Source organism: Alistipes sp. dk3624 (assembly GCF_009557455.1).
Taxonomy (GTDB): Bacteria; Bacteroidota; Bacteroidia; order Bacteroidales; family Rikenellaceae; genus Alistipes_A; species Alistipes_A hominis.
In genome coordinates this window covers 1,808,167-1,831,910 of record NZ_CP045651.1, presented here as the reverse complement: position 1 = coordinate 1,831,910, position 23,744 = coordinate 1,808,167, and the positions used below count along the sequence as shown (strand labels likewise).

18 protein-coding genes are annotated in these 23,744 nt (G+C 55.4%); 8 read left to right on the top strand and 10 right to left on the bottom strand.

Annotation, left to right across the window (positions count from 1 at the left end):
- Entirely contained in the window at positions 1-663 is a 663-nt protein-coding gene (locus GFH31_RS07795; RefSeq protein WP_118458135.1) for a hypothetical protein, read from the top strand.
- A gap of 147 nt (positions 664-810) precedes the next feature.
- On the opposite strand, the gene thiC is transcribed toward GFH31_RS07795, so the two are convergent.
- The 6 genes from thiC to pheS all read right to left on the bottom strand — a co-directional run bounded on the left by thiC (position 811) and on the right by pheS (position 8,780).
- Entirely contained in the window at positions 811-2,334 is a 1,524-nt protein-coding gene (gene thiC / locus GFH31_RS07790; RefSeq protein ID WP_101571984.1) for a phosphomethylpyrimidine synthase ThiC, read from the bottom strand.
- Between the two features lie 76 nt (positions 2,335-2,410).
- On the bottom strand, positions 2,411-4,282 hold the full coding sequence (gene mnmG, locus GFH31_RS07785; protein ID WP_153497743.1) for a tRNA uridine-5-carboxymethylaminomethyl(34) synthesis enzyme MnmG: 1,872 nt from the start codon (positions 4,280-4,282) through the stop codon (positions 2,411-2,413).
- Positions 4,279-4,773, bottom strand: coding sequence for an rRNA maturation RNase YbeY (ybeY, locus tag GFH31_RS07780; RefSeq protein ID WP_153497742.1), 495 nt, complete (start codon positions 4,771-4,773; stop codon positions 4,279-4,281). The genes mnmG and ybeY overlap by 4 nt, the downstream gene beginning before the upstream one ends.
- Positions 4,774-4,804: 31 nt before the next feature.
- Positions 4,805-6,007: a murein hydrolase activator EnvC family protein gene (locus GFH31_RS07775; RefSeq protein WP_055202864.1), complete on the bottom strand. Its 1,203-nt coding sequence runs from the start codon at positions 6,005-6,007 to the stop codon at positions 4,805-4,807.
- Between the two features lie 2 nt (positions 6,008-6,009).
- Entirely contained in the window at positions 6,010-7,737 is a 1,728-nt protein-coding gene (locus GFH31_RS07770; RefSeq protein WP_118458132.1) for a tetratricopeptide repeat protein, read from the bottom strand.
- A 20-nt stretch (positions 7,738-7,757) separates the two neighbouring features.
- Entirely contained in the window at positions 7,758-8,780 is a 1,023-nt protein-coding gene (pheS, locus tag GFH31_RS07765; protein ID WP_055202869.1) for a phenylalanine--tRNA ligase subunit alpha, read from the bottom strand.
- A 73-nt stretch (positions 8,781-8,853) separates the two neighbouring features.
- Between pheS and GFH31_RS07760 the strand changes: the two genes are divergently transcribed.
- The 3 genes from GFH31_RS07760 to GFH31_RS07750 all read left to right on the top strand — a co-directional run bounded on the left by GFH31_RS07760 (position 8,854) and on the right by GFH31_RS07750 (position 14,102).
- Complete coding sequence (locus GFH31_RS07760) at positions 8,854-11,169, top strand: patatin-like phospholipase family protein (RefSeq protein WP_055202871.1); 2,316 nt, start codon at positions 8,854-8,856, stop codon at positions 11,167-11,169.
- 87 nt (positions 11,170-11,256) lie between these two features.
- Positions 11,257-11,826: an elongation factor P gene (gene efp / locus GFH31_RS07755; RefSeq protein WP_055202873.1), complete on the top strand. Its 570-nt coding sequence runs from the start codon at positions 11,257-11,259 to the stop codon at positions 11,824-11,826.
- 239 nt (positions 11,827-12,065) lie between these two features.
- A complete protein-coding gene (locus GFH31_RS07750; protein ID WP_153497741.1) occupies positions 12,066-14,102 on the top strand; it encodes an alpha-galactosidase in 2,037 nt (678 codons plus the stop codon).
- Between the two features lie 342 nt (positions 14,103-14,444).
- Here GFH31_RS07750 and GFH31_RS07745 read toward each other — a convergent pair whose 3' ends face one another.
- On the bottom strand, positions 14,445-15,839 hold the full coding sequence (locus tag GFH31_RS07745) for an aminopeptidase P family protein (RefSeq protein ID WP_101572077.1): 1,395 nt from the start codon (positions 15,837-15,839) through the stop codon (positions 14,445-14,447).
- A gap of 318 nt (positions 15,840-16,157) precedes the next feature.
- Between GFH31_RS07745 and GFH31_RS07740 the strand changes: the two genes are divergently transcribed.
- The 3 genes from GFH31_RS07740 to ruvB are packed head-to-tail and all read left to right on the top strand — an operon-like array spanning position 16,158 to position 18,390.
- Positions 16,158-16,766 (top strand): polysaccharide deacetylase family protein, encoded by a 609-nt coding sequence (locus tag GFH31_RS07740; protein ID WP_055202880.1) that lies wholly within the window; start codon positions 16,158-16,160, stop codon positions 16,764-16,766.
- A gap of 2 nt (positions 16,767-16,768) precedes the next feature.
- Positions 16,769-17,338 carry a UbiX family flavin prenyltransferase gene (locus GFH31_RS07735; RefSeq protein ID WP_118655716.1) on the top strand — a complete coding sequence of 190 codons (570 nt, stop codon included), beginning with the start codon at positions 16,769-16,771 and terminating at the stop codon, positions 17,336-17,338.
- Positions 17,339-17,385: 47 nt separating this feature from the next.
- Positions 17,386-18,390, top strand: coding sequence for a Holliday junction branch migration DNA helicase RuvB (gene ruvB / locus GFH31_RS07730; RefSeq protein ID WP_153497740.1), 1,005 nt, complete (start codon positions 17,386-17,388; stop codon positions 18,388-18,390).
- Positions 18,391-18,412: 22 nt separating this feature from the next.
- Here ruvB and GFH31_RS07725 read toward each other — a convergent pair whose 3' ends face one another.
- The 3 genes from GFH31_RS07725 to folB all read right to left on the bottom strand — a co-directional run bounded on the left by GFH31_RS07725 (position 18,413) and on the right by folB (position 21,972).
- Positions 18,413-18,736, bottom strand: coding sequence for a DUF3467 domain-containing protein (locus GFH31_RS07725; protein ID WP_055203553.1), 324 nt, complete (start codon positions 18,734-18,736; stop codon positions 18,413-18,415).
- 167 nt (positions 18,737-18,903) lie between these two features.
- Entirely contained in the window at positions 18,904-21,486 is a 2,583-nt protein-coding gene (locus GFH31_RS07720; RefSeq protein WP_153497739.1) for an adenosylcobalamin-dependent ribonucleoside-diphosphate reductase, read from the bottom strand.
- A gap of 129 nt (positions 21,487-21,615) precedes the next feature.
- Entirely contained in the window at positions 21,616-21,972 is a 357-nt protein-coding gene (folB, locus tag GFH31_RS07715; RefSeq protein ID WP_055202885.1) for a dihydroneopterin aldolase, read from the bottom strand.
- Between the two features lie 202 nt (positions 21,973-22,174).
- Between folB and GFH31_RS07710 the strand changes: the two genes are divergently transcribed.
- Entirely contained in the window at positions 22,175-23,704 is a 1,530-nt protein-coding gene (locus tag GFH31_RS07710; RefSeq protein WP_228385826.1) for an ATP-binding protein, read from the top strand.
- The last annotated feature ends 40 nt before the right edge of the window (positions 23,705-23,744 follow it).

Here is a 23,744-nt window from a genome sequence, read left to right as displayed (position 1 = left end):
TTGAAAAAGTTGCTTTTATTACTGGTTTTTGCGGGGATTTCCGCCGTTTGCTTCGCACAGGCGGATAGTTGCCGCATCATCATTACTACGCCCGGTTATACGTCGATTTACCGCTATTCGGATCGGGAATTCGCCAAACAGATGGCCTGTGATTTCAAGGTGGCCGACGCTTCGGTGACCGAAGAGCCGAAAGGAGACGGCTGTTCGCTGGTGAAGCTGCGGATCGGCCAGCGGGAATACAGTTTTGCCGTATCGCCGGATGCGCCGGTCGTGCGTCTGCAGTACGACCGCAATAGAAGGCTGTTTAAAGGCATGGGATTTAATTATATCGAGCAAACCGAGGCCAAGTACGAGGCGCCCTCTTTTAATGGCGTATCGCTGCTGAAATTACCGGAGCTTTGGCGGCCGCAGATCGAAAAGCTGATTGACGACCGCAGCCTGCTCGATCCGGACAGGCCGGACGTGTTTTTACTCGAAGTCGATATCGACGAAGACGGGATCGTGCACCGGATCGTGGAGCTGGGCGGGGCGTTGAAGCAGTATTCGCAGGTGTTTATCGATAAGATTTACGATATTGCGGTGCGCGGATGGAATCCGGCTAAACGTAACGGAGTGCCTTTCAGGACGGTAGCCCAGATTCGGTTCGTAATAGACGAAAATTGACCGATCGCTTTTTTGCGCGGACAACCGGTAGAAATTTTTATAAATAACGTTATTTCGGATCGAAAGCGGAACATACTGCGGATTCCGAAGGCGTAAAAAAAGAGAGACAGATCGTCTCTCTTTTTTATATAATTGATTATTAATGTTTTATAAAATAGACTTCGTAATTTTCATGGCGCAGAAGTGCGGCCCGCACATCGAGCAGTGGTCGGATCCTTCGCGAATCATTTCGAAGTGCATCCGGCGGGCCCGTTCCGGGTCGAGCGACAGGTTGAACTGGTCGTTCCAGCGCATTTCATACCGGGCATGGCTCATTTGCAGGTCGCGTTCGGCTGCTCCGGGATGTCCTTTCGCGATGTCCGCCGCATGGGCGGCCAGTTTGTAAGTTACGACGCCTTCGCGGACATCGTCCTTGTTCGGCAGGGCCAGGTGCTCCTTGGTGGTTACGTAGCACAGCATGGCGGTCCCCATCCATCCGATCATCGCTGCGCCGATTGCGGAGGTAATGTGGTCGTATCCGGCTCCGATGTCGCTGACCAGCGGTCCCAACGTGTAGAACGGGGCTCCGTGGCAGTATTTGATTTGCTTGTCCATATTTTCACGGATTTTTTGCATCGGAACGTGTCCCGGCCCTTCGATAATGACCTGTACGTCGTGTTTCCATGCGATTTTAGCCAGTTCTCCGAGTACTTCCAGCTCTCCGAACTGGGCTGCGTCGTTTGCATCGGCAATGCTTCCCGGACGCAGGCCATCGCCGAGCGAGAAAGCGATGTCGTATTTTTTAAGCAGTTTGCAAATGTCTTCGAAATGGGTATACAAAAAGTTTTCCTGTTTGTTGATGCTCATCCATTTTGCAAGAATCGACCCGCCGCGCGAAACGATTCCGGTCACGCGTTTCAGTGCGGCGGGCAGGTGGCGCTGTAAGATACCGGCATGGATAGTGAAGTAATCCACCCCTTGTTCGCACTGTTCGACCAGCGTATCGTAATACACTTCCCAGGTCAGATCGGCAATTTCGCCGCCTACTTTTTCCAACGCCTGGTACATCGGTACGGTGCCGATCGGTACGGGAACGTTGCGCAGGATAGCTTCGCGGGTTTGGTGGATCTCCTTGCCCGTTGACAGATCCATCACGGTGTCGGCTCCCCATTTGACGGCCCACATGGCTTTTTCGACCTCTTCCTCGATCGACGAGCCCAGCGCCGAATTACCGATGTTGGCGTTGATTTTGACCAAGAATTTACTGCCGATAATCATCGGTTCCGCTTCCGGATGCCGGTAATTGGACGGCAGTACGGCGCGTCCTTCGGCAATCTCTTCCCGTACCATTTCGGGTGTGATGCGGTCTTCCCGTTCGTTGTTCTGATTCTCCCGGATGGCGACGTATTCCATTTCGGGTGTGATGATCCCGTGCCGGGCATACCACAACTGGGTATGGAATTCGCCCTCTTTCTCCCTCTCCTTGATCCACGGTTCCCTGACTTTCGGCATTCCCTTCCGGATGTCGATTTGATAATTGTCGTCGGTATAGGCGCCGGTCGTATCGTAAACGCAGACTTTTTTCCCGTTTTGCAGTGATATCTCCCGCATACCGACTTTGATCGGATGTAGCGTCCCGTCTATATAAATCTTTTTAGCTCCGTTTTTTGATAGGTCGAAAATGTTTTTCATTTCTTTTAAATTTGTTCCACGTGGAACATTCTCCACGATGGATGTTTTAAATAAAGATTTGTTCCACGTGGAACAATTAACGTCCGAAATAAACCAACAGTACGTTGATGTCGGCCGGGCTGACTCCCGGTATCCGCGAAGCCTGTCCGATGGTAGACGGGCGGATTCTCGTCAGTTTCTGTCGGGATTCGATCGAAAGCGAAGTCAGTTCGCTGTAATTGAAATCCGGTCGGATCCGGATATTTTCGAGTCGCGTCATTTTGTCGGCGATGTGCCTTTCGCGCTCGATGTATCCGTGATATTTGATCTGGATTTCGGCTTCTTCGATCACTTCCTGCGAACACCCGTTTTCAAAAATGAAATCGGCCAGTTCGGGCAGGTATTCCGCCAGTCCGTTCAACGTGATTTTATTGCGTAAAATGATATCGTAAAGTTTTCGTCCCTGGGTCAGCGGCGTCGATTCGATCGATTTTAAATACTCCTCCAAATCGGCCGGAGTGACACTCAGTTGACGAACGAATGAAATAAGCGATTCTACGGACGATTTTTTTTGCATCGTTTTTCGATACCTTTTTTCATCCGCAAGCCCTATTTTATACGAAATCGGCGTAAGCCGGATATCCGCATTGTCCTGCCGGAGCAAAATCCGGTATTCGGCGCGGCTGGTGAACATCCGATAAGGTTCGTCGACGCCTTTGGTGACCAGGTCGTCGATCAATACCCCGATGTACGATTCGTCGCGCCGCAGTACGAGCGGTTCGTCGTCCCGCAGTTTCAGTACGGCGTTGATTCCGGCCATCAGTCCCTGTGCAGCGGCTTCTTCGTATCCTGTCGTTCCGTTCACCTGACCGGCAAAAAACAATCCGCCGATCAGTTTCGTCTCCAGCGAATGGTAGAGCTGGGTCGGCGGAAAATAGTCGTATTCGATCGCATAACCGGGCCGGTAAAGTTGTACATTTTCGAATCCTTTGATTTTTTGCAGCGCCGCCACCTGAATATCCCATGGCAACGACGACGAAAAACCGTTCAGGTAGTATTCGTGGGTGTCGGCTCCTTCGGGTTCGAGAAAAAGTTGATGGGAATCCTTGCCGGCGAAAGTCCGCAACTTATCTTCGATACTCGGACAGTAGCGTGGTCCGATCCCCTTGATAGTGCCGTTGAACAACGGCGAATCGGCGAATCCGCTCCTCAAAATATCGTGCACTTCTTTCGATGTGTAAACGAGATAACAAGGAATTTGTTTTTTAATACACTCTGTATAAGTAGAATATGAAAATTTACCGGGTGTTTCGTCTCCTTGTTGCTCTTCGAGTCGGCTGAAGTCGATCGAACGGGCGTCGAGCCGGGCCGGAGTGCCGGTTTTCATGCGTCCGACTTCGAAACCGAGTCCGGCCAGTTGGGCGCTCAGCCCGTGCGAAGCGGGATCGCCGGCGCGACCGCCCGGAACATGCGTCCGGCCGATGTGCATCAACCCTTCGAGGAAGGTTCCTGCGGTCAAAATAACGGCTTTCGAGCGGAATTGCACTCCCATCCGAGTCGTGACCCCGGCGACCGTATTTTGTTCGATCTGAAGGGCGGTTACGGCGTCTTGCCACAGGTAGAGATTTTGCGTGTTTTCGAGCATTTCGCGCCACAGCAGCGAGAAGCGCGCCTTGTCGCACTGCGCGCGCGGACTCCACATCGCCGGCCCTTTCGAACGGTTCAGCATACGGAATTGCAGCGTCGTACGGTCGGTGACGATGCCCGTATAACCGCCCATCGCATCGATCTCCCGGACGATCTGTCCTTTGGCTACGCCCCCGATGGCCGGATTGCACGACATCTGGGCGAATTTGCCCATGTCCATTGTGATTAACAGCGTCCGGCAGCCCATATTGGCCGCCGCCGCCGCCGCTTCGCATCCGGCATGTCCTCCTCCGACGACGATGATATCGTATTCGAATTTCATTTTTTTTGTTTTTCCGGCTCCCCTTTCCGCTTCTTGTCTACCCGACGCGGCGCGGACCCGGGGATTTCGTTGTAAAACAGGTCCAGGTATTTGTTTTCCAGACTTTTCATCCGTGCGGCTTCTTCGGGCGTTTTGTCGCCGTAGCCGCACAAATGCAGAATACCGTGAATGATCACGCGCTGCAGTTCGTTTTCGAACGTCGTTCCGAAAGCGGCCGCGTTATCGCGCACGGTACCGATTCCGATCATCAGGTCTCCGGCGATCTTTTTCTTCTCCGGATCGCTGTAATCGAACGTAATAATATCCGTAAAGTAATTGTGGTTCAGGTATTTGTTATTTATTTCCAGCAGCCGTTCGTCCGAACAGAAGACGACCGATACGGCTCCCGTGTCCCACCCCTCCGTCCGGGCCGTTCGCCTGATCCATGCGGAGGTTTTTCTTTTGCCCCTGAATATGAAGTCGCACGCTTCGGTGCAGTAATTTACCGGCATTGTTCGTATCGTAGTTTAATTCGTTTTCGGGTTATCGTCTCAGCCATTTTTCCGGATTCAGGTTGACGGGATTGTTCTGCGCGTCGAGTTTCCATACTTCGAAATGCAGCGTGCAATCGTTACTGTCTTCGGACGAAGCGATCCGCCCGATCGGCTGGTTCAGCGTGACCCGGTCGCCCACCTTGACGTTGACCGAAGCGAGGTTGCTGTAAAGGGTCAGGTAGTTTCCGTGACGCAGCAGGACGACCTTGTTCGTCCATTGGTTCAGCAGCACCTGGCTGACTTCTCCCTCGAACACGGCGCGCACTTCGGCTCCCGGTTCGGCCGCGATGTCGACGCCCTGGTTCTTTTCGACGACGCCTTTGATCGCAGTGTGCGAGTGGAGTCCGTAGTTATTTACGATGACTCCCCGCACCGGGTAGGGCAACTTGCCGGTATTCTGTTCGAATTGTCCGGAGAGCTTGACGTCGAATTCCCGTTGTTCGGACGTTTGCGGTTTCGCTTTGTTTTTGCGCGATTCTTCGGCGATGATCTGCCGTATCTGTTTCTGCATCTGTTCGATCCGCTTCCTGTTCGCCTTGATGATCGAGTTCAGTTTGCCCGCTTCCTGCTGCAGTTTCTGCGACGAGGTGCGGTACTGCGTTTCGTCCTTGTCCAGCGAGGTCAGCTCTTCGTTGCGGCTGCGGCGCACTTTGTCGAGTTCCTCCTTCTGACTTTGCAGGCTGGATATTTCGCGTCCGACCGAGGCCGATACCGAATCGATTTCGGCGGCTTTCTGTTCCCGCATCCGGTTGTAGCGGTGCATATAGGCGATCCGCAGCGTAGCGTCGTTGAAATCCCGCGATGCGAACAGAAAGAGCATGAAGTTGTTCAGCTTGTAATTCTTATAGGAATCGTAAACCATCGCGGCGTATTCCTGCCGCAGCCGATTCAGATCCTGTTCCAGCGACCGGATCGTCGTGTTTTTCGCACCGATGTTGTTTTCGATCAATCCCGACTGTTTTTCGAGGTTCGAGATGATGTTCTTCCGGTTGCGGATCTTATTGCGGATCAGGTTTAGCTGCCGGTCGGTCGTTTGCTGGTTTTTCTGCGTTTTCGACAGCAACTGGTTGGTCATTTTGATCTCCTCTTCGGCTTGCCGGATCTCTTCGCGCAACGATTCCAACTGCTGGGCCGGCACGCTCAGCGTCGCAAGGGCAAACAAAAGGGTCAGCAACAGTCTTGTCCGGGTCATCGTTATTCGATTTGTTTAAGCCGTTGTTCGATCTGCTCCGGATCGTAACCGCTTTCCAGCGCCTTTTTCCAGTAAATCGAAGCCATGAAGTTGTCTTTCAGTTTATAGAGGATGTCGCCGTAGTGCAGGAACAGTTCCTTGTTGCCGGTACGATCGAGCGATACGGCCTGCCGCATCGGCGTCCGTGCTTCTTCGTACCGGCCCAACTGGTAGAGCACCCATGCGTAGGTATCCAGGTAGGTCGGGTTGTTCGGCGACAGCCGGATCGCCTTTTCCGTCATCGCGAGCGCCTTGTCGAGCCGCTCGTTGCGCAGGCTCAGGAAATAAGCGTAGTTGTTGTATATGACCGCATTGGTCGTATCGAGCTTCATGCCTTTTTCATACGATTTGAAGCAGTTTTTGTAGTCGCCGAGCGTTTGGTAATTGTCTCCCAGCACGCCGTAGATCACACTGCGCAGCGAGTCGGTTTTAGCGTATTTGAGCGCTTCGCGGTAGGCCGGTTCGGCTTCTTTCGGGTTGTTCAGCATGTAGGCCGAAATAGATCCCTTGCGCAGGTAGAGCTCCGGGTCGGACGGGAAGCGCTGTAAGGCCATTGCCGTGTATTTGGCCACCGAATCGGGCCGTTTCTGATATGCTTCGATCTCGATGACGGTGTTGAACGGCTCTTTGCGGTCGGTCGAATCGTTCAGGTAGGATTTGTACAGACTGAGCGCGTCTTCCAGAAATCCTCCGGCGATCAGGTGTTTGGCGTACAGTTCGACCGTCCGGTAGTCTTCGGGATAAGTGATCGCCAGCGACGAAGCCAGTTCTCCGAGTTGGACGTAATAGTCGCGGTAATAATTCGGCGTTTGGGTGAGTTCTTCGAAAAATTTCAGTTTCGTTTCGAGCGGAAATTCTTTCGACCGGAAAAGTTGCGCAGCCGTCGACAGGAAGCGGACATTGTCGTTCGTGCGCTTGTAAAAATCATTCAGCGACGCGATGACGCGCAGACTGTTGGGATTGATCTCCTGCGCTTTCCGATAAGCTTCCTGCGCCTGCGCGAGCTGTCCGAGCGTGGTGTAGAGTTCCGCCAGTTCGACGTAGTTGTCTTCGTCGTAAGGGAAATTTTCCACCATGGCTTTCGCCTCGACCAAGGCCCGGTCGTACTGTTTCATGTTCAGCAGCAGTTGCCGCTTATACCCCGCCAGCATTTCGACGGCGCCGAGTTGGCGTTCGGCCGAATCGAGGATGATCAGCGCTTTCTCGGGATCGCCTTTCTGTTCGTACAGCATGGCGATCAGCCGGTAGTTGTCCGGATTGTTCGGAGCGGCCTTCAGCAGCGAATTGTAAACCGTCATCGCCGAGTCGTAGCGCTGCGTGGCGATCAGCAGCCGTCCGAGCTGGGTTCGGTACCAGATGTTGCCCGTGTCGGCGGCATTGGCCCGCAGACTGTACCGGAGGGCGGTTTCGGGCTCGGACATCGTGAGCGTGGCCAACTCGAAAAGGGTCGGCGCATGCGTCGAATCGATCTCCAGCACCTTTTTGAAAAGGTCTACCGACTGTTGCGGATCGCCGTTCATGATGTTGTTCTTGATCCCTTCGGTGTAATAATAAGAAGCCGTCTGCTCCGGCGAATATCCCCGGTCTGTCCGCGCTTCCGGTTTCGAAGCATAGGCCGGACGGGACGGGCCGCAAAACAGCAGCGCCGCAGCGGCGGCACCCACGCAAAGAGATTTTGTCAGTTTCGTCATAAACAGCCCCTCCGGGTTTTTTAGAAAACAGAATCGAACTGGCGCAAGAAACGCGCGTCGTTTTCGAAGTAGAGCCTCAGATCCTTGACGCCGTATTTCAACATGGCGATCCGTTCAACTCCCATGCCGAATGCGAAGCCCGAATACCGTTGCGGGTCGATGCCCGACGCTTCGAGCACGTTCGGATCGACCATCCCGCAGCCCATGATTTCGAGCCAGCCGGTATGTTTGCATACGTTGCATCCTTTGCCTCCGCACAAGTTGCACGACACGTCCACTTCGGCCGACGGCTCGGTGAACGGGAAGTACGACGGGCGCATCCGGATCTGCGCCTTTTCGCCGAACATCTCCTTGGCGAAATACAGAATGCTCTGTTTCAGGTCGGCGAACGATACGTTTTCGTCGATATAAAGTCCTTCGACCTGGTGAAAAATGCAGTGCGCCCGGTACGAAATGGCCTCGTTGCGGAATACCCTCCCCGGGCAAACCACGCGGATCGGCGGTTTCTGACGCTCCATCGTGCGCACCTGGATCGAACTGGTGTGCGTCCGCAGCAGGATATCCGGGTTTTTGCGGATGAAAAACGTGTCCTGCATATCGCGGGCCGGATGCTCCGGCGGAAAATTCAGCGCCGAGAATACGTGCCAGTCGTCTTCGATTTCGGGCCCTTCGGCGACCGTATAGCCGAGCCGCGCGAAGATGTCGACGATTTCGTTCCTTACCAGCGAGATCGGATGCCGGCTGCCGATCGGGTCGTTCGATCCCGGACGGGTCATGTCGATGGCCGCGTCCGAGTCGGTTTCGGTATTTTCCAGAGCGGATTTCATCTCCGCTATTTTGTCGTTGATGCGTGTTTTCAGCGCGTTGATCTTCTGGCCGAGCTCTTTTTTCAACTCCGGCGCCACTTTCTTGAACTCTTCGAACACGTCGTTCATTTCCCCTTTGCGTCCGAGCATTCGCACCCGGAACTCTTCGACCTCGGCGGCGGCCTGCGGTTTGAACGCTTCGACCCGCTTCAGCAAATCGTTTATTTTGTCGATCATCGTTGGTGGTTTATGTTTTTATCGCTATTTTTACCCGATAGATTTAACGAACAAAGTTAAGAATATTTTATAAATGACGCGCATAAAAAGCATAATTACCGGTTTGTCGGTATGGATCGCAATATCGGCGTCAGCGCAAAAAGTGGGTGTGGTGATGAGCGGCGGCGGGGCTAAGGGATTGTACCACATCGGAGTAATGAAGGCTTTGGAAGAGAACGGGATTCCGGTCGACTACGTTTCGGGCACGTCGATGGGATCGATTATCGCGGGGCTTTACGCGATCGGGTACACGCCCGACGAAATGGCCGAAGTTTTCAAATCGGATCAGATCAAATACTGGATGAGCGGCAAGATCAAGCCGCAGTATATCTATTATTTCCGGCAGAAACAACCCAATGCGGCGATGGTGTCGTTGCGGCTCGATCTGCGTAATCGCAACAAAAAGATGGTGGCCCAGTTGCCCACCAACTTGATCCCGTCCGACCAGATCGACATGTCGTTCGTGGAGTTCTTCGCAGCGCCGAACGCGCAGTGCGGAGGCGATTTCGATAAGCTTTTCGTCCCGTTTCGTTGCGTGGCGACCGATGCGGCCGCGCAGAAGGAGGTGGTGTACCGCAACGGAGACCTGGGTAAGGCGATCCGGGCTTCGATGACCATTCCGCTCGTTTTCAAACCGCTGAAACAGGATTCGACGCTGCTCTACGACGGCGGCATGTACAATAATTTCCCATGGCAGGTGCTGAAAGAGGATTTCGGTCCGGAGGTGCTGATCGGAAGCAAGTGCACGGCCGGCAATACCAAGCCCAGCGAGGACAACGTGGTGGACCAGATCCTGGCGCTGACGATGATGCATACCGACTACAAATTGCCGTCGGACAGCGACATTCTGATCGAACACGCTTTCGAGGATGTGTCGACGCTCGATTTCGGCAAGGTGGAGTATGTGATCAACCGCGGTTACAGCGACGCCATCGACGCGATGCCGCTGATCAAGGAGCGCATTACCCGCCGCGTGGACCCCGATTCGCTGTCGGCGGCTCGGAAGGCTTACCGGGCTTCGTTGCCGAACCTGTTTTTCGACAAGTACGAGATTTCCGGGCTGAACGATAACCAGACGATGTATGTTAAGGAGTTGCTGCAACTGGACGGGCCGAAAAACGCTAAAAAGAAGAAGGACCGAGCATTCGACCTCGAAAAATTCCGTTCCGGTTATTTCAAGATTTTGTCGGACGGGGATATCGAAGGAAATTATCCGGACGTGACCTACGACGATTCCTCGAAATTTTTCAAGCTCGACATCGAGATGAAGACCAAACCGAGCTTCAAAGTGATGTTCGGCGGCAACGTGTCGTCGACGTCGATGAACCAGGCCTACGTCGGACTCGAATACCGGCGGATCGGCCTCAGTTCGCAGACCTACAATTTCGACGGTTATTTCAGTCCGCTCTACTCCTCGTTGTCGCTGCGGGGACGTACCGATTTTTTCATGAAGGCGCTGTTTTCGCTCGATTACGGGTATAACTTCAACTATTACAACTATTTTAAAAGCAATTTCGGCGGGATCGCCAAAAAGACCGACCTGACCTACTCGAAGTATATCGACACGTATGCGACGGCCGCGCTGACCGTACCGGTCGATCGTTATTCGGTGCTGTCGCTGCGCATGAACGGAGGTTACGACCGTTACAGTTATTTCCAGACGACCGACTATACGGACGACGACGTGATGGACCGGACGCAGTTCCCGTTCTTCGGCCTGAAGCTGGAACTCGACCGCAACGGCCTGAACTACCTGCTCTACCCGACGCGGGGTATCCGCCAGACGATATCGGCCATTTTCGTTACCGGCAACGAAATGTACGCTCCCGGAACCCGGTCGCCCGATCAGGTCCCGAGGCGCAGCGGCGATTCGCGGCACTGGTTCGGGGCGCAGTTCGTCCGCGAGCACTATTATCCGGTGTGCAAATGGTTCTCGGTCGGATACCTGGCGCAGTTGGTCGTGACGAATCATCCTTCGTTCACAAACGAGTACGCGACCAACATCTCTTCGCCGGCTTTCACGCCGACTCCGCACAGCCGGTTCGTGTATATCAAGGAGTTCCGCAGCAATTCGTTCATCGGACTCGGCATTATGCCGACGTTCGAGTTCGCCCCGAAGTTCTACCTGAAAAACAGCGCCTACGCCTTCCTGCCCGGCGACAACAACAAGGTGAAAGAGAATATCCACAAGCGCGTGCGCTACATGTTCAATTCGTCGCTGGTCTATCAGACGGCTTTCGGCCCGGTCAGCTTGACCCTGTCGAAATACGACGTCACCAACAAAAACAACTGGTTCCTGACGTTCAATTTCGGGTTCACGATTTTCAATCGTAATGGATTATTTTATTGATTTTCAGTGTTGTAGTGGGCGATGGATCTTCGGTTTTCATTTTTCGGAAAAAAAAACTACTTTTGCAACCTAAAACAATTCAATGCAATGGCAACGACAGCAGATATCAAAAACGGAATGTGCATCGAACTGGACGGTAAAACGTTTTCGATCGTCGAATTCCTGCACGTAAAACCCGGCAAAGGCCCGGCCTTCGTCCGCACCAAACTGAGAAACCTCGAAAACGGGCGCGTGCTCGACAAAACGTTCTCGGCCGGCGAGAAGATCGAACCGGTTCGTGTGGAACGCCGTCCCTACCAGTACCTTTACGAAGACGATTTGGGCTGCAATTTCATGCATACCGAAACGTTCGAGCAGATCCATATCGACCGCAATCTGATCAATAATTCCGACCTGATGCGCGAAGGACAGGTCGTGGAGGTGATGTTCCATACCGAAAAGGAAACCGTCCTTTCGGCCGAACTTCCTCCGGTAGTGGACATGGAAGTGACTTACACCGAACCCGGCGTGAAAGGCGACACCGCTTCGACCAATTCGCTGAAGCCGGCTACGGTCGATACGGGAGCTACTGTGAAGGTGCCGTTGTTTATCAATACCGGCGACAAAATCCGCGTGGATACCCGTACCCGCGAGTACAACGAACGGATCAAAGAATAGGTCTCGAACTTACGATTGGCAAGCCGCATTTGTAAAAATGCGGCTTTTTTGTGCCGTTTCGGAATAATTTCGGTATCTTTGAAAACGTGCACGGCGATTGTTTCGGATAAGAGGGCCGTTTTTTGGAACGTGTATGGGTTGCCGTCGCCCGTTTTGTCACCGCGGACGGAGGTATGCGTCGTTTATGGAAATTTTCCGTGCGGTACGGATTCTTTTTTAACGTTCAATAAAATAGATTTATGTTCAGAAAACGCGTTTTTCTTATTTTACTCGCATCGTGCGGTCTGGCCGTTTCGCTTTCCGCGAAAAAGGCGGAAGCGTCTGTTGCCGTTCCGCAGTCACAGATCGATGCTTGCCGCGCATGGGTCGATCGGCAGTTTGCCGTCGGCGGACCGCTGCCGTTCAGTTTCGTTTACGACGGGAAATCTTCCGGCGAATTTTTAAGCGGCTGCAAATTGAAAGTGAAAACCGGTTCGGCGGATGCCGCCCGCGAACGGGAGGCGCGGACTTATACCGATCCCGCTTCCGGCCTGGAGGTGCGCTGCGAGATCGTTCGTTATGCCGATTACCCGGCCGTGGAGTGGGTCGTCTATTTCAAAAATAACGGCAGGACGAAAACCGGAATCCTCGAAAACCTGTTGCCTTTGGACGTTCCGTTCGGATTGGACGGGAAAGACGACGTTTACCTGAACTACAACGAGGGAGGGCACTCTGGAGCGAAGGATTTCCAGCCGAACCGGATGAAGCTCGGCCGGCAGGAGGCCAAAGAGGTCGGCGCTTTCTGGTACGGTTTCCCGACGGCCGAGAACCTGCCGTTCTTCAATGCGGAGTGGAACGGCGGAACCCGGGGCGTGATGACCGCCGTAGGTTGGCCTGCGCAGTGGAAAGCTTCGTTCGACAGGAAGGCCGACACGACGCTGAACGTTCGCATCGGACAGATTAAAACGCGCTTGTACCTTGAACCGGGCGAGGAGATTCGCACGCCGCTGGTCGTAGTGATGTTCTGGAACGGGACGCGCGACGCGGCGCAAAACATGTGGCGCGGCTGGATGTACGACCATAACCTGCCGCGTCCGGGAGGCCGTTTGCCCGAACCGATCCTCGAAGCGGCCAGTTCGGCCTATTTCGCCGAGATGTTCCATGCTACGGATAAAGACCAGATGGAGTTTATCGACCGTTACCTCGAAGAGGGTGTGAAGTTGGATTACTGGTGGATGGACGCCGGCTGGTATCCGAACCGGGGAGGTTCGTGGCAAGATCTGCTCGGAACGTGGTATCCCGACCCGAAACGTTATCCGAACGGACTGCGGGCGATCAGCGACCACGCCCATGCGAAAGGGGTCAAGTCGTTGCTTTGGTTCGAGCCGGAGCGCGTGACGGCCGGCAGTTGGATTTATGAAAACCATCCGGAGTGGACGCTCGGCGACGGCACTACCCGCTTTTTCAACTACGGAAATCCCGAAGCGCTGGCTTGGATGACCGATCATGTGGACAGTCTGCTCAAAAGCGAGGATATCGACCTGTACCGTCAGGATTTCGCCGTCATGTCGTCCGATTACTGGAACGAGGAAGACCGCAAAAATCCCGACCGGCAGGGGATCGCCGAAATCAAGCACGTAATCGGTTACCTGAAATACATGGACGAGCTGCAACGCCGCCATCCGGGGATGCTGATCGACATCTGCGCCGCCGGCGGCAAGCGGCTCGAACTCGAAAACTTGCGGCGCGCCGTACCGCTGTGGCGCAGCGACTACGCGTTCGAACCGGTCGGCGTGCAGGGACAGACTTACGGACTTTCGGCCTGGATTCCGTTCTCCGGCGCCGGGGTCAACCGGATCACGGCTTACGATTTCCGCAGCAACATGAGCCCGTCGATCGTGCTGAATCTCGACTCGCGGGTCAAGGACGCCGATTACCCGTTGCTGCGCAGATTGCTGGCGCAGTGGGAGGAGGTGCGCGGCGACTACCGCGGCGACTTCTATCCGCTGACTGCGTACAGCTTGCAGGACGACGTGTGGATCGGCTGGATGTTCTTCCGTCCCGAGACGGGTACGGGCTTCGTGCAGATGTTCAACCGGGCCGGGTCGATCTACGATTCGGGCGTATGCCGGCTGAAAGGGCTCGATCCGCAGAAACGGTACCGGGTTACCGATATGGATACGCAGCAAAGCGTATTGCTCGGCGGCGAGGAGCTGCTCGGCCAGGGGCTGCGGTTCACTTTTACGCAGGCTCCGGAGTCGAAATTGATCCGGATCTCCGAAGTCGACCGGCCGTAATGCGTCGGCCGGAAGGAGCGCTCCCGAAAACGAAAACGGAAAAGATTCCGCCCCGCCGGGCGGAATCTTTTTTATTCGGGGTCCTGTACGGGTTGCCGGGACGGTTGCTCCGTTCGCAAGGGTTCCGACGCTCCGCCCCGTTCCGGCGGCGAGGATTTTCCGAACGGTGCCGTCTCGGAAAAATTTCGGGGCCGGACGGAATGCACGGAATTTTATTTACTTTTGCCTGAAAGCGGTTCCGTACCCCGAACGAAACATTCTTGTCCCCGCTGTTCTATCGAATGAAAATCGACGGGAAAAACGGAACCGCTTTTTGCGCTCCGCGGCAGGCGGGCGGAGCCGTTATCCGCCGTTCATGTACGCTTCGATCCCGGCGGTCGTTACCGGGGGGCGGTTACCGCCGAGCATCCGGTTGCCGTAATAAGTAATCAGCATGTCGTCCTCGATCCGAATACCGCCGAAATCGAGGTATTCCCGCACTTTTTCGAAGTCGATGAACCCGCCGCCGAGTCCTTCCCGTTCCCATTTGGCGATCAGCGCCGGAATAAAGTAAATGCCCGGCTCGACCGTGATGACGAAGCCTTCTTTCAGCCGTTTGCCCATTCTGAGCGACGAAAGCCCCGGCGTCGAGCTGCGCAGCGTCTCTTCGTCGTAGCCGACGTATTTTTCGCCGATATTCTCCATGTCGTGCACGTCGAGCCCCATCTGGTGTCCCAACCCGTGCGGCATGAACAGCGCCTGCGCCCCCACCCCGACCGCGTCCTGCATGTTGCCGCGCATCAGGCCGAGCGATTTGAGTCCCTCGGCGATCACCATCGACGCTTCGTTGTGCATCCGGTAGTAGAACGTGTCCGGCCCGGCCAGTTCGAACGTGCGGTCGTTGGCCGCCAGCACGATGTCGTAAACGTCTTTTTGCCTGCCGGTGAAACGTCCGTTGACCGGGAATGTCCGCGTGAAGTCGCTGCAATAGTTCATCGCCGTCTCTGCGCCGGCGTCGATCAGCATCAGCCGGCCGCTTTGCAGGACATGGTCGTAATCGTGGTTATGCAGCGTTTCGCCGTGCTGCGTTACGATCGACGGGAACGATACTCCGGCTCCGTGTTGCAGGGCGACGCCTTCGATCGCCCCGGCGATTTCGCGTTCGGTAATCCCCGGACGGCACATGCGCATCGCCAGGCGGTGCATTTTGCCGGCGGTCTCGCAGGCCCGTTCGATCTCTTCGATCTCCGCAGGCTCTTTTACCTCGCGCAACGCGACGACGGCGCGCGCCAATTCCGCCGAAGCGTAGGACGCCAGCCGGTCGGCGCGGATGCCGAGCAGTCGGCTCATCGTCGAACGGGTTTCGCCGCGATACGGCGGCAGGAAGAGGATGCGGCGGCCTTTGGCGACGGCCGCTTCGATCCGCTTCTGCAGGTGGGCGGCCGACTGTGTTTTTTCGACGCCGACTTCGCCGGCCAGTTCGGCCAGGGAAGGCTGGGGCCCCGTCCAGATAATGTCTTCGAGGGTCGGGTCGTCGCCGAACAGAACGTCTTCGCCGGAATCCAGATCGAGCAGGCCGGAGCAGCCCGGGCGGTTCAGCCCGAAAAAATACAGGAACGTGCTGTCCTGCCGGAATCGGAACGTATTGCCCGGATAGTTGGCCGGAGATTCGTCGTTGCCCGGTAGCAGCACGAGGCCGCCGGACAATTTGGCGTGCAGCGCCTTGCGGCGGGCGATATAGGTTTGTTTGTCGAACATGGCTTTTTCGGTTGAGGTTTTACGCCGCGCCGCCGGTGTGCCGGACGGCGGCGGCATGTTTTCAAAAGTAGGCTTTTTTTGCCGGAATCGGAACGGGGAACCTTCATTTTTTCGATAGGCGGCCGTCGCTTCGGGCGCGCGGTTGCGGACGGCGGAACAACAAAACGTGCAAAAATCGCGTTGTTTTGACAATTGAAGCAAAAAAGCTTACTTTGCGAAAATTTTCCGGAGGTTCCGGCCTGCTCCGTGCAGTATAAAATAACGCTTTTTTACGGTATCGCGTATCCGCCGGTACGCTTTATCCGGATATAACGGACCATGTACATACGACCGCCTAAATTCATACGACGCCTGTTTCCTTCGCTGATCTGGTCGATGCCCGAAAGCGACCGGGTTTATCTGACGTTCGACGACGGCCCCACGCCCGGCGTTACCGAGTGGATTCTCGACCAGTTGGCCGAGTACGACGCCAAAGCTACGTTTTTCTGCCTCGGCAAAAACGCCGAGCAGTACCCGCACCTGTACCGCATGATCGTGGACGCCGGACACGCCATCGGTAACCATACCTACAGTCACCAGAAAGGTTGGGGCATGAGTCTCGAACGTTACCTCGAAGACGTCGATTTCGCGAACGATATCCTGCATACCGACCTGTTCCGTCCGCCCTATGCGCGGATCAAGCCGTCGCAGGCGCACCGCATCAGCGAACGTTACAACATCGTGATGTGGGACGTGCTGAGCCGCGATTACAGCCGGCTGATCTCGCCGCGGCAGTGTCTGCACAACGTTACCAGACACGTGCGCGGCGGTTCGATCGTCGTATTCCACGATTCGGTCAAGTCGTTCCGCAACCTGCGTTACGCGTTGCCGCGCACCTTACAGTATTTGCAAAAACAGGGACTCGAATGTTCCGTAATCGAATTATGAAGATGGACGGACGACGAAAAATCATCGTAGCGGTGACCGGAGCCAGCGGTTCCGTCTATGCCCGCCTGCTGTGCGAAGCGCTTTCCCGCGTCGCGGAATTGGGCGAGATCGCGCTGATCGTCACCGGGAACGGCCGCCGCGTCGCTGCGTTCGAGGACGGCGACAAATGGCTGTCCGACAGCCGTTTTACCCGTTACGACGACGACGACCTGTTCGCCGCGCCGGCTTCCGGTTCGGCTTCGTACGATGCGATGGCGGTGATTCCCTGTTCGATGGGTACGGTCGGACGGATCGCTTCGGGCGTTTCGGACAACCTGGTGTGTCGGGCGGCCGACGTGATGCTGAAGGAGCGGCGGCGGCTGATTCTCGTCACGCGCGAGGCTCCGCTCAGCGCGATCCATTTGCACAACCTCTTGCGGCTGACCGAGGCCGGCGCGATCGTCTGTCCGGCGTCGCCGTCGTTCTATTCGAAGCCGGCGACTGTCGAACAACTGTGCGGAACGATCGTCGAACGCGTCTTGTCGCTGCTCGGCGTTGATGCCCCGCATTACGAATGGGGAGCCGAGCGGTAGCGTATTTCGGCAAATAATCGTTATCTTTGCAGCGTCAAGCCGAACCGATGAAAGATATCCGGAACATAGAGACCGACCTCGATTTCGAGAACAAGATCCGCCCGCAGGAACTCAAAACGTTCAGCGGACAGGACAAGATCGTCGACAACCTGACGGTGTTCATCCAGGCGGCGCTGATGCGCGGCGAATCGCTCGACCACGTGTTGCTGCACGGGCCTCCGGGACTCGGCAAGACGACGCTCGCGAATATCATTTGCAACGAAATGGGGGCGACCCTCAAGATGACCTCCGGGCCGGTGCTCGACAAACCAGGGGATCTGGCCGGTTTGCTGACGAATCTCAATGCCGGCGACGTGCTTTTCATCGACGAAATACACCGGCTCAGCCCGATTGTCGAGGAGTACCTGTATTCGGCGATGGAGGACTACAAGATCGACATCATGCTGGACAAGGGGCCGAGCGCCCGTTCGATCCAGATCGAGTTGAACCCGTTCACGCTGATCGGCGCTACGACTCGCAGCGGATTGCTGACGAGTCCGTTGCGGGCCCGGTTCGGGATACAGTGTCACCTGGAATATTACGATAGCCGTGTTTTGAGCGGGATCGTCCGCCGTTCGGCCGGTATCCTGAACATCCCGATCGACGATCAGGCGGCCCGGGAAGTGGCGCTACGCAGCCGCGGTACGCCGCGGATCGCCAACGCTCTGCTGCGCCGGGTGCGCGATTTCGCAATGGTCAAGGGCGACGGGCATATCGATCTGGAAATTACGCGCTATGCGCTGAATGCGCTGAATATCGACGCGCGGGGACTCGACCGGATGGACAACAAGATCCTCACGACGATCATCGACAAGTTCGGCGGCGGCCCGGTCGGCCTCGGCACGATCGCCACGGCTGTCAGCGAAGATACCGGCACGATCGAAGAAGTTTACGAACCGTTCCTGATCAAGGAAGGTTTTCTGAAGCGCACCCCCCGCGGACGCGAAGCGACCGAGCTGGCTTACGCGCATCTCGGAATCATTCCGCCGACCCGGCAGGATACCCTGTTTTAACCCGTTTTAAACGTCCGTTTTTTCAGGCTTCGCCCCCGATGAAGCTCATGGCCATGCTGGTCTCTTCGGACGGCATTTTGGGCAGGTTAATGGTGCCTACGACCGCTTCGTAGCGTTCGATGTTCTCCTGCAGCGACAGCAGCAGCCGTTTGGCGTGTTCCGGAGCCAGGACGATCCGGCTTTTGATCCGCGCTTTCGATACGCCGGGCATCATCCGGACGAAGTCCAGTACGAATTCCGACGTGGAATGCGAGATGATGACGAGGTTGGAATATTCGCCTTCGGCGATTTCGTCGTTCAGTTCGATATCCAGTTCCCGGCTTTCCGGAAATTTATGTTCGATCATGTTTCGCGTTTTATAGGTGTGGGTGTGTTGGTTCCCGTTTTTTCCCGTTAGTCCGGGAAAGGGCGCCGTTTCGGGATGCCTCCCGACAAACGCCCGTTCCAAGACCCGCGGGGAATCAACCGTCCGCGACTCGCCGGCTGTGACGAACCCGGTTTCCCGGGAGCCGGTTATCCGCATTTGGAGTAACCGCAGCTCATGCAAACCGGACAGCTGTTCTGATAAACCAAGGTTTCCTGTCCGCAGTTCGGACACTTCTCTTTGGCTTTGGTTCCATTGGCAATGTATTGTTTCAGCGCACGTGCCACGCCGTTTTTCCACGTATTGATGCTCTCGCTGTTCAGGTGCAGCGATTCGATCAAAGTCACCACGTCCAGAATCGGCATACCGTTGCGCAGCACGCCCGAAATCAGTTTCGCGTAGTTCCAGAACTCTTCGTCGAACAGGCGCGAGATGCCGCCGATCGTGTTCGTGTACCCGTATTTGTCCTTGTACTGGAAGTCGTAGCGTTTGTTGCCTTCGGCGTCCTTGACCTTGATGATCACGCCTTTTTTGATTTTCTGCGGGATGAACATCGCATCCTCCTCGATCTTTCCGGTGAAAATCTCGTAGGGACGGTCGTTGTAAATGCCGACGAACGAGATCCAGTCCTCCTCGCCGTTCTTGAAGCGAACGATGTCGGCGGACAATTCGAGCGGGCGTTTGAGCGGCGGCCGGTATCCGTCCGGATTGACCGGAGCTTCCTCCGTCTTGGCTCCCTTTTTCTTCTTCTTGTCGACCAGCACGCCGGCGCGCGATCCGTCGCGGTAAACGGTGACGCCCTTGCAGCCGTACTCCCAGGCCGTCAGGTATACTTTGGCGACCAGTTCTTTGGTCACTTCGTTCGGCAGGTTGACCGTTACCGAGATCGAGTGGTCGACCCATTTCTGAATGGCGCCCTGCATCTTGACCTTGCTGACCCAGTCGATGTCGTTCGCCGTCGCTTTGTAATAGGGCGACAGGGCCACCAGTTTGTCGATTTCGGTCATCGGCATGTTTTTGACCTCTTCGATGTCGTATCCGTTCACTTCGAGCCAGACGAGGAATTTGTGGTGGAATACGTTGTATTCTTCCCAGGAATCCCCTACTTCGTCCACGAAAGTCACTTTGACATCCTTGTCGCCCGGATTCACTTTGCGCCGGCGCGTATAGACCGGACGGAATACCGGTTCGATGCCCGAGGTGGTCTGCGACATCAGACTGGTCGTTCCGGTCGGGGCGATCGTCAGCATCGCAATGTTGCGGCGGCCGTGTTTCACCATTTCTTCGTAAAGGGCCGGGTCCGCCTCTTTGATGCGTTCGATCATAGGGTTGCCCTCTTCGCGCCCGGCGTCGTATATCGGGAATTTACCGCGCTCCTGCGCCATCTTGACCGATGTGCGGTAGGCTTCCACTGCCAGCGTTTTTTGTATTTCGACGGCGAAATCAGTCGCTTCGTCGGTTCCGTAGCGCAGGCCCAAGGCTGCCAGCATATCGCCTTCGGCCGTGATGCCCAGGCCCGTACGGCGTCCTTGAAGCGCTTTTTCGCGGATTTTCTCCCACAGTTTCACTTCCACCTGGCGGATGTCCTCGTCTTCGGGATCTTTCGAGATTTTTTCGAGGATCGCTTCGACCTTTTCGAGTTCGAGGTCGATGATATCGTCCATCATCCGCATGGCTGCGGCGACGTGCTGCCTGAATTTATCGAAATTGAACGAAGCCTCCTTCGTGAACGGCTTGTCGACGTAGCTGTACAGGTTGATCGCCAGCAGGCGGCAACTGTCGTACGGGCACAGCGGAATTTCGCCGCACGGATTCGTCGAAACGGTGCGGAATCCGAGGTCGGCGTAGCAGTCCGGCACCGATTCGCGCAGGATGGTGTCCCAGAACAGCACGCCCGGTTCGGCGGACTTCCATGCGTTGAAGACGATTTTGTTCCACAATGCGCGCGCGTCGATATCTTTTTCGTACATCGGCTTGTCGGAATCGATCGGGAACTGTTGGTGGTATTTTTTGCCGTCGATTACGGCATGCATGAATTCGTCGTCGATCTTGATCGAAACGTTCGCTCCGGTTACTTTGCCGGTTTCGACTTTGGCGTCGATGAAGTTCTCGGCGTCCGGGTGTTTTACCGACAGCGACAACATCAGCGCGCCGCGCCGTCCGTCCTGCGCCACTTCGCGCGTCGAGTTCGAATATCGCTCCATGAACGGCACGATCCCCGTCGAGGTCAACGCGCTGTTCAGCACCGGGCTGCCGGTGGGCCGGATGTGCGACAGGTCGTGCCCGACGCCTCCGCGGCGTTTCATCAGCTGCACCTGTTCTTCGTCGATGCGGATGATGCCGCCGTACGAGTCGGCCGGATGGCGGTGTCCGATCACAAAACAGTTCGATAGCGACGCGATCTGCAGGTTGTTGCCGATGCCGGTCATCGGCCCCCCCTGCGGAATCAGGTAGCGGAACTCTTTCAGCAGGTCGTACACCTGTGCGGCGGTCATCGGATTCGGATAGCGCCGTTCGATCCGTTCGATTTCGTCGGCGATCCGGCGGTGCATCTGCTCCGGAGACTCTTCGTAAAGATTTCCCATCGAATCTTTCAGCGCATACTTGCTCACCCATACCGTTGCGGCCAGGTCGTCGCCCTTGAAATATCGTTTGGCGACCTCTACGGCGTCGGCATAGTTGTACGTCTTCATTGCGTCGGTCTTGCTGTTGTTTTGTGTTTTCTCAGACATGATCAATAACTCGGTTAACCGTCCCGTGTTCGTCAGGGTTCGGCGTTACAAGATTACGAACTCTTTGTTTTTTCCGGAAGCGCCGGTGGCGAATCTTATCAATATTTTATCAACACTTTCCGGAATGCCCTATTTCTCAAGGCTTACCGAAACGCGTTCGATTTTTCCGCCCAGCGGCGGCGCCATTTTCGAGACTTTGACCCGCACCCGTCGTGTCGGCGGGAATCTGCGGTAGATCGCGTCGATGATGCGCCGGGCGACGTGTTCGAGGATGTGCGATTTGACGGCCATCTGTTCGCGGACGGTTTCGTAGACGTGCAGGTAGTTGATCGTGTCGGCCACGTCGTCGCTTTCGGCGGCCAGCGACAGGTCGGCTTCGATCGTAACGTTCACCAGGAAACGGTTTCCCACTACTTGTTCGAGCGGGTAGCAGCCGTGAAATGCCTGGAATTCCATGTTTTCCAGTTCGATAACAGTCAATGACATTGCGTTTCGGTTTTTATGCATACAAAGGAATGTATAATTGTCCGGTCTTTCCGGTTTCGGCGTGTGAACTTATTGACATTTTATCGGCAGCGGACTCCCGGAAAGAGCCGGATATCGTTGCCGATACAATATTTTATTCAGATTCTCAGGTCAATTCGATTTTTTTAGTATAACTTAGTACCGGCAAACAAAGCTACGAGTGATGAGTCGGATGCGGTTCTTTAAAAAAAACAGGCGTTCGTCCGGTGCTTCCGGATCGCAGAGCGTTTCGCAGATGCAGCAGGACAATATGCTCAGTACATTGTCCGTGGGACTTTTGGCCGTCGACGCATCCGGAAAAATACGAAGGATCAATACCCAGGCGCTGAGTGATTTGAAGTTGGACCGATACGAGGTGTCCGGTCGGGAGATGCAGGAGTTCTTCGGAATTTTCCACGACGGGCGCAATATTCTTTCCGAGTTGATGGAGCGTATTGTCAGCGGAGAGCAATCCATTGAGTTGCCTGTGAATACATACGTTCGTAAGTTGGGGTCGGAAGATAAATTCTATGTCAAAGGTCAATTCATCGGAGAATATGACGGCAGACGACTAATCCGGATATTTTTCCTGTTCCGGAATATCGAGGAAGAACTGACCCGGGAATACGTTCTGGAAATGGCGTTGACCGATGCGAAGATTTTTCCCTGGTTTTTCGATATCGAACAAAACAAAATGATCATCGACGCCCGCTGGTTCACTCATCTGGGTATTCCGGTGGGAGACTGTACGCTGACGGCCGACGAATTTGCCGCCAGGGTGCATCCCGAGGAACGGGACGGCCTGATCGAAGCGCTGATGTCCCAGATAGCCGGGAAATTGAATACGGATCTTTTCACCTACCGTTTGCAGCGCGCCGACGGAACCTGGGAATGGTTCCAGGAGAAATCCGTTTACCTGGGTCGGACGGAGGGCGCTCCGTACCGGATCGTGGGAGTTTGTCAGAGCATCCAGAATCATAAGATCGTCGAGCAGAACCTGATTGCCGCGCGCGATCGGGCGCAGGAGAGCGACCGGCTCAAGTCGGCGTTTCTGACCAATATAAGCCATGAGATCCGTACTCCGCTGAATGCCATCGTCGGTTTTTCAAATCTGTTGACACACGGAGATATTGCTATCGACAGTTCCGAGGGGCAGGAATTCGTCAGTCTGATCAATACCAACAGCAACCAGTTGCTGGCTTTGATTTCGGACGTGCTCGATCTGTCGAAAATCGAGTCCGGGACGATGGAATACAATTTCGCCGAATGCGGGCTCGGCCGGTTGTTGTCCGATATTTATCACAATTATTTGCTGGATATGCGTCCGGACGTACGGTTCGATCTGATGCTTCCGGATGAGGATATGAAAATTACGACCGACGCCGTGCGGTTGCGGCAGGTGCTCGACCACTTGCTGTCGAATGCGGCGAAATTCACCTTTGCCGGGCACATCGGCCTCGGTTATGCGATCGCTGCGGACGTACGTACCGTGGAGCTGTTCGTCGAAGATACCGGTTGCGGAATTCCTGAAGATAAGCAGCGAGACATTTTCAAACGCTTTTTCAAAGTGGACAGCTTCGTGCAGGGTGCCGGGCTGGGCCTGCCGATTTGCAGGACGATCACCGAGCGGCTCGGCGGAACGGTGTCGTTCGTATCCCGGTTCGGGGAGGGTTCCCGCTTTGCGGTGACGCTGCCGCTGGACGGCGAATCGTGATTTCCGACCGGAGATCGGGATTCGTTCATCGCTATTTGCC

Excerpts from the sequence above, each read along its gene's own strand:
- pheS (WP_055202869.1), bottom strand. The coding sequence starts at position 8,780 with ATGATCGACAAAATAAACGATTTGCTGAAGCGGGTCGAAGCGTTCAAA.
- GFH31_RS07725 (WP_055203553.1), bottom strand. The coding sequence starts at position 18,736 with ATGATCGAACATAAATTTCCGGAAAGCCGGGAACTGGATATCGAACTG.
- thiC (WP_101571984.1), bottom strand. The coding sequence starts at position 2,334 with ATGAAAAACATTTTCGACCTATCAAAAAACGGAGCTAAAAAGATTTAT.
- folB (WP_055202885.1), bottom strand. The coding sequence starts at position 21,972 with ATGTCATTGACTGTTATCGAACTGGAAAACATGGAATTCCAGGCATTT.
- GFH31_RS07740 (WP_055202880.1), top strand. The coding sequence starts at position 16,158 with ATGTACATACGACCGCCTAAATTCATACGACGCCTGTTTCCTTCGCTG.
- GFH31_RS07745 (WP_101572077.1), bottom strand. The coding sequence starts at position 15,839 with ATGTTCGACAAACAAACCTATATCGCCCGCCGCAAGGCGCTGCACGCC.
- GFH31_RS07770 (WP_118458132.1), bottom strand. The coding sequence starts at position 7,737 with ATGACGAAACTGACAAAATCTCTTTGCGTGGGTGCCGCCGCTGCGGCG.
- GFH31_RS07735 (WP_118655716.1), top strand. The coding sequence starts at position 16,769 with ATGGACGGACGACGAAAAATCATCGTAGCGGTGACCGGAGCCAGCGGT.
- GFH31_RS07760 (WP_055202871.1), top strand. The coding sequence starts at position 8,854 with ATGACGCGCATAAAAAGCATAATTACCGGTTTGTCGGTATGGATCGCA.
- GFH31_RS07720 (WP_153497739.1), bottom strand. The coding sequence starts at position 21,486 with ATGTCTGAGAAAACACAAAACAACAGCAAGACCGACGCAATGAAGACG.
- ruvB (WP_153497740.1), top strand. The coding sequence starts at position 17,386 with ATGAAAGATATCCGGAACATAGAGACCGACCTCGATTTCGAGAACAAG.
- ybeY (WP_153497742.1), bottom strand. The coding sequence starts at position 4,773 with ATGCCGGTAAATTACTGCACCGAAGCGTGCGACTTCATATTCAGGGGC.
- efp (WP_055202873.1), top strand. The coding sequence starts at position 11,257 with ATGGCAACGACAGCAGATATCAAAAACGGAATGTGCATCGAACTGGAC.
- GFH31_RS07750 (WP_153497741.1), top strand. The coding sequence starts at position 12,066 with ATGTTCAGAAAACGCGTTTTTCTTATTTTACTCGCATCGTGCGGTCTG.
- GFH31_RS07710 (WP_228385826.1), top strand. The coding sequence starts at position 22,175 with ATGAGTCGGATGCGGTTCTTTAAAAAAAACAGGCGTTCGTCCGGTGCT.
- mnmG (WP_153497743.1), bottom strand. The coding sequence starts at position 4,282 with ATGAAATTCGAATACGATATCATCGTCGTCGGAGGAGGACATGCCGGA.
- GFH31_RS07775 (WP_055202864.1), bottom strand. The coding sequence starts at position 6,007 with ATGACCCGGACAAGACTGTTGCTGACCCTTTTGTTTGCCCTTGCGACG.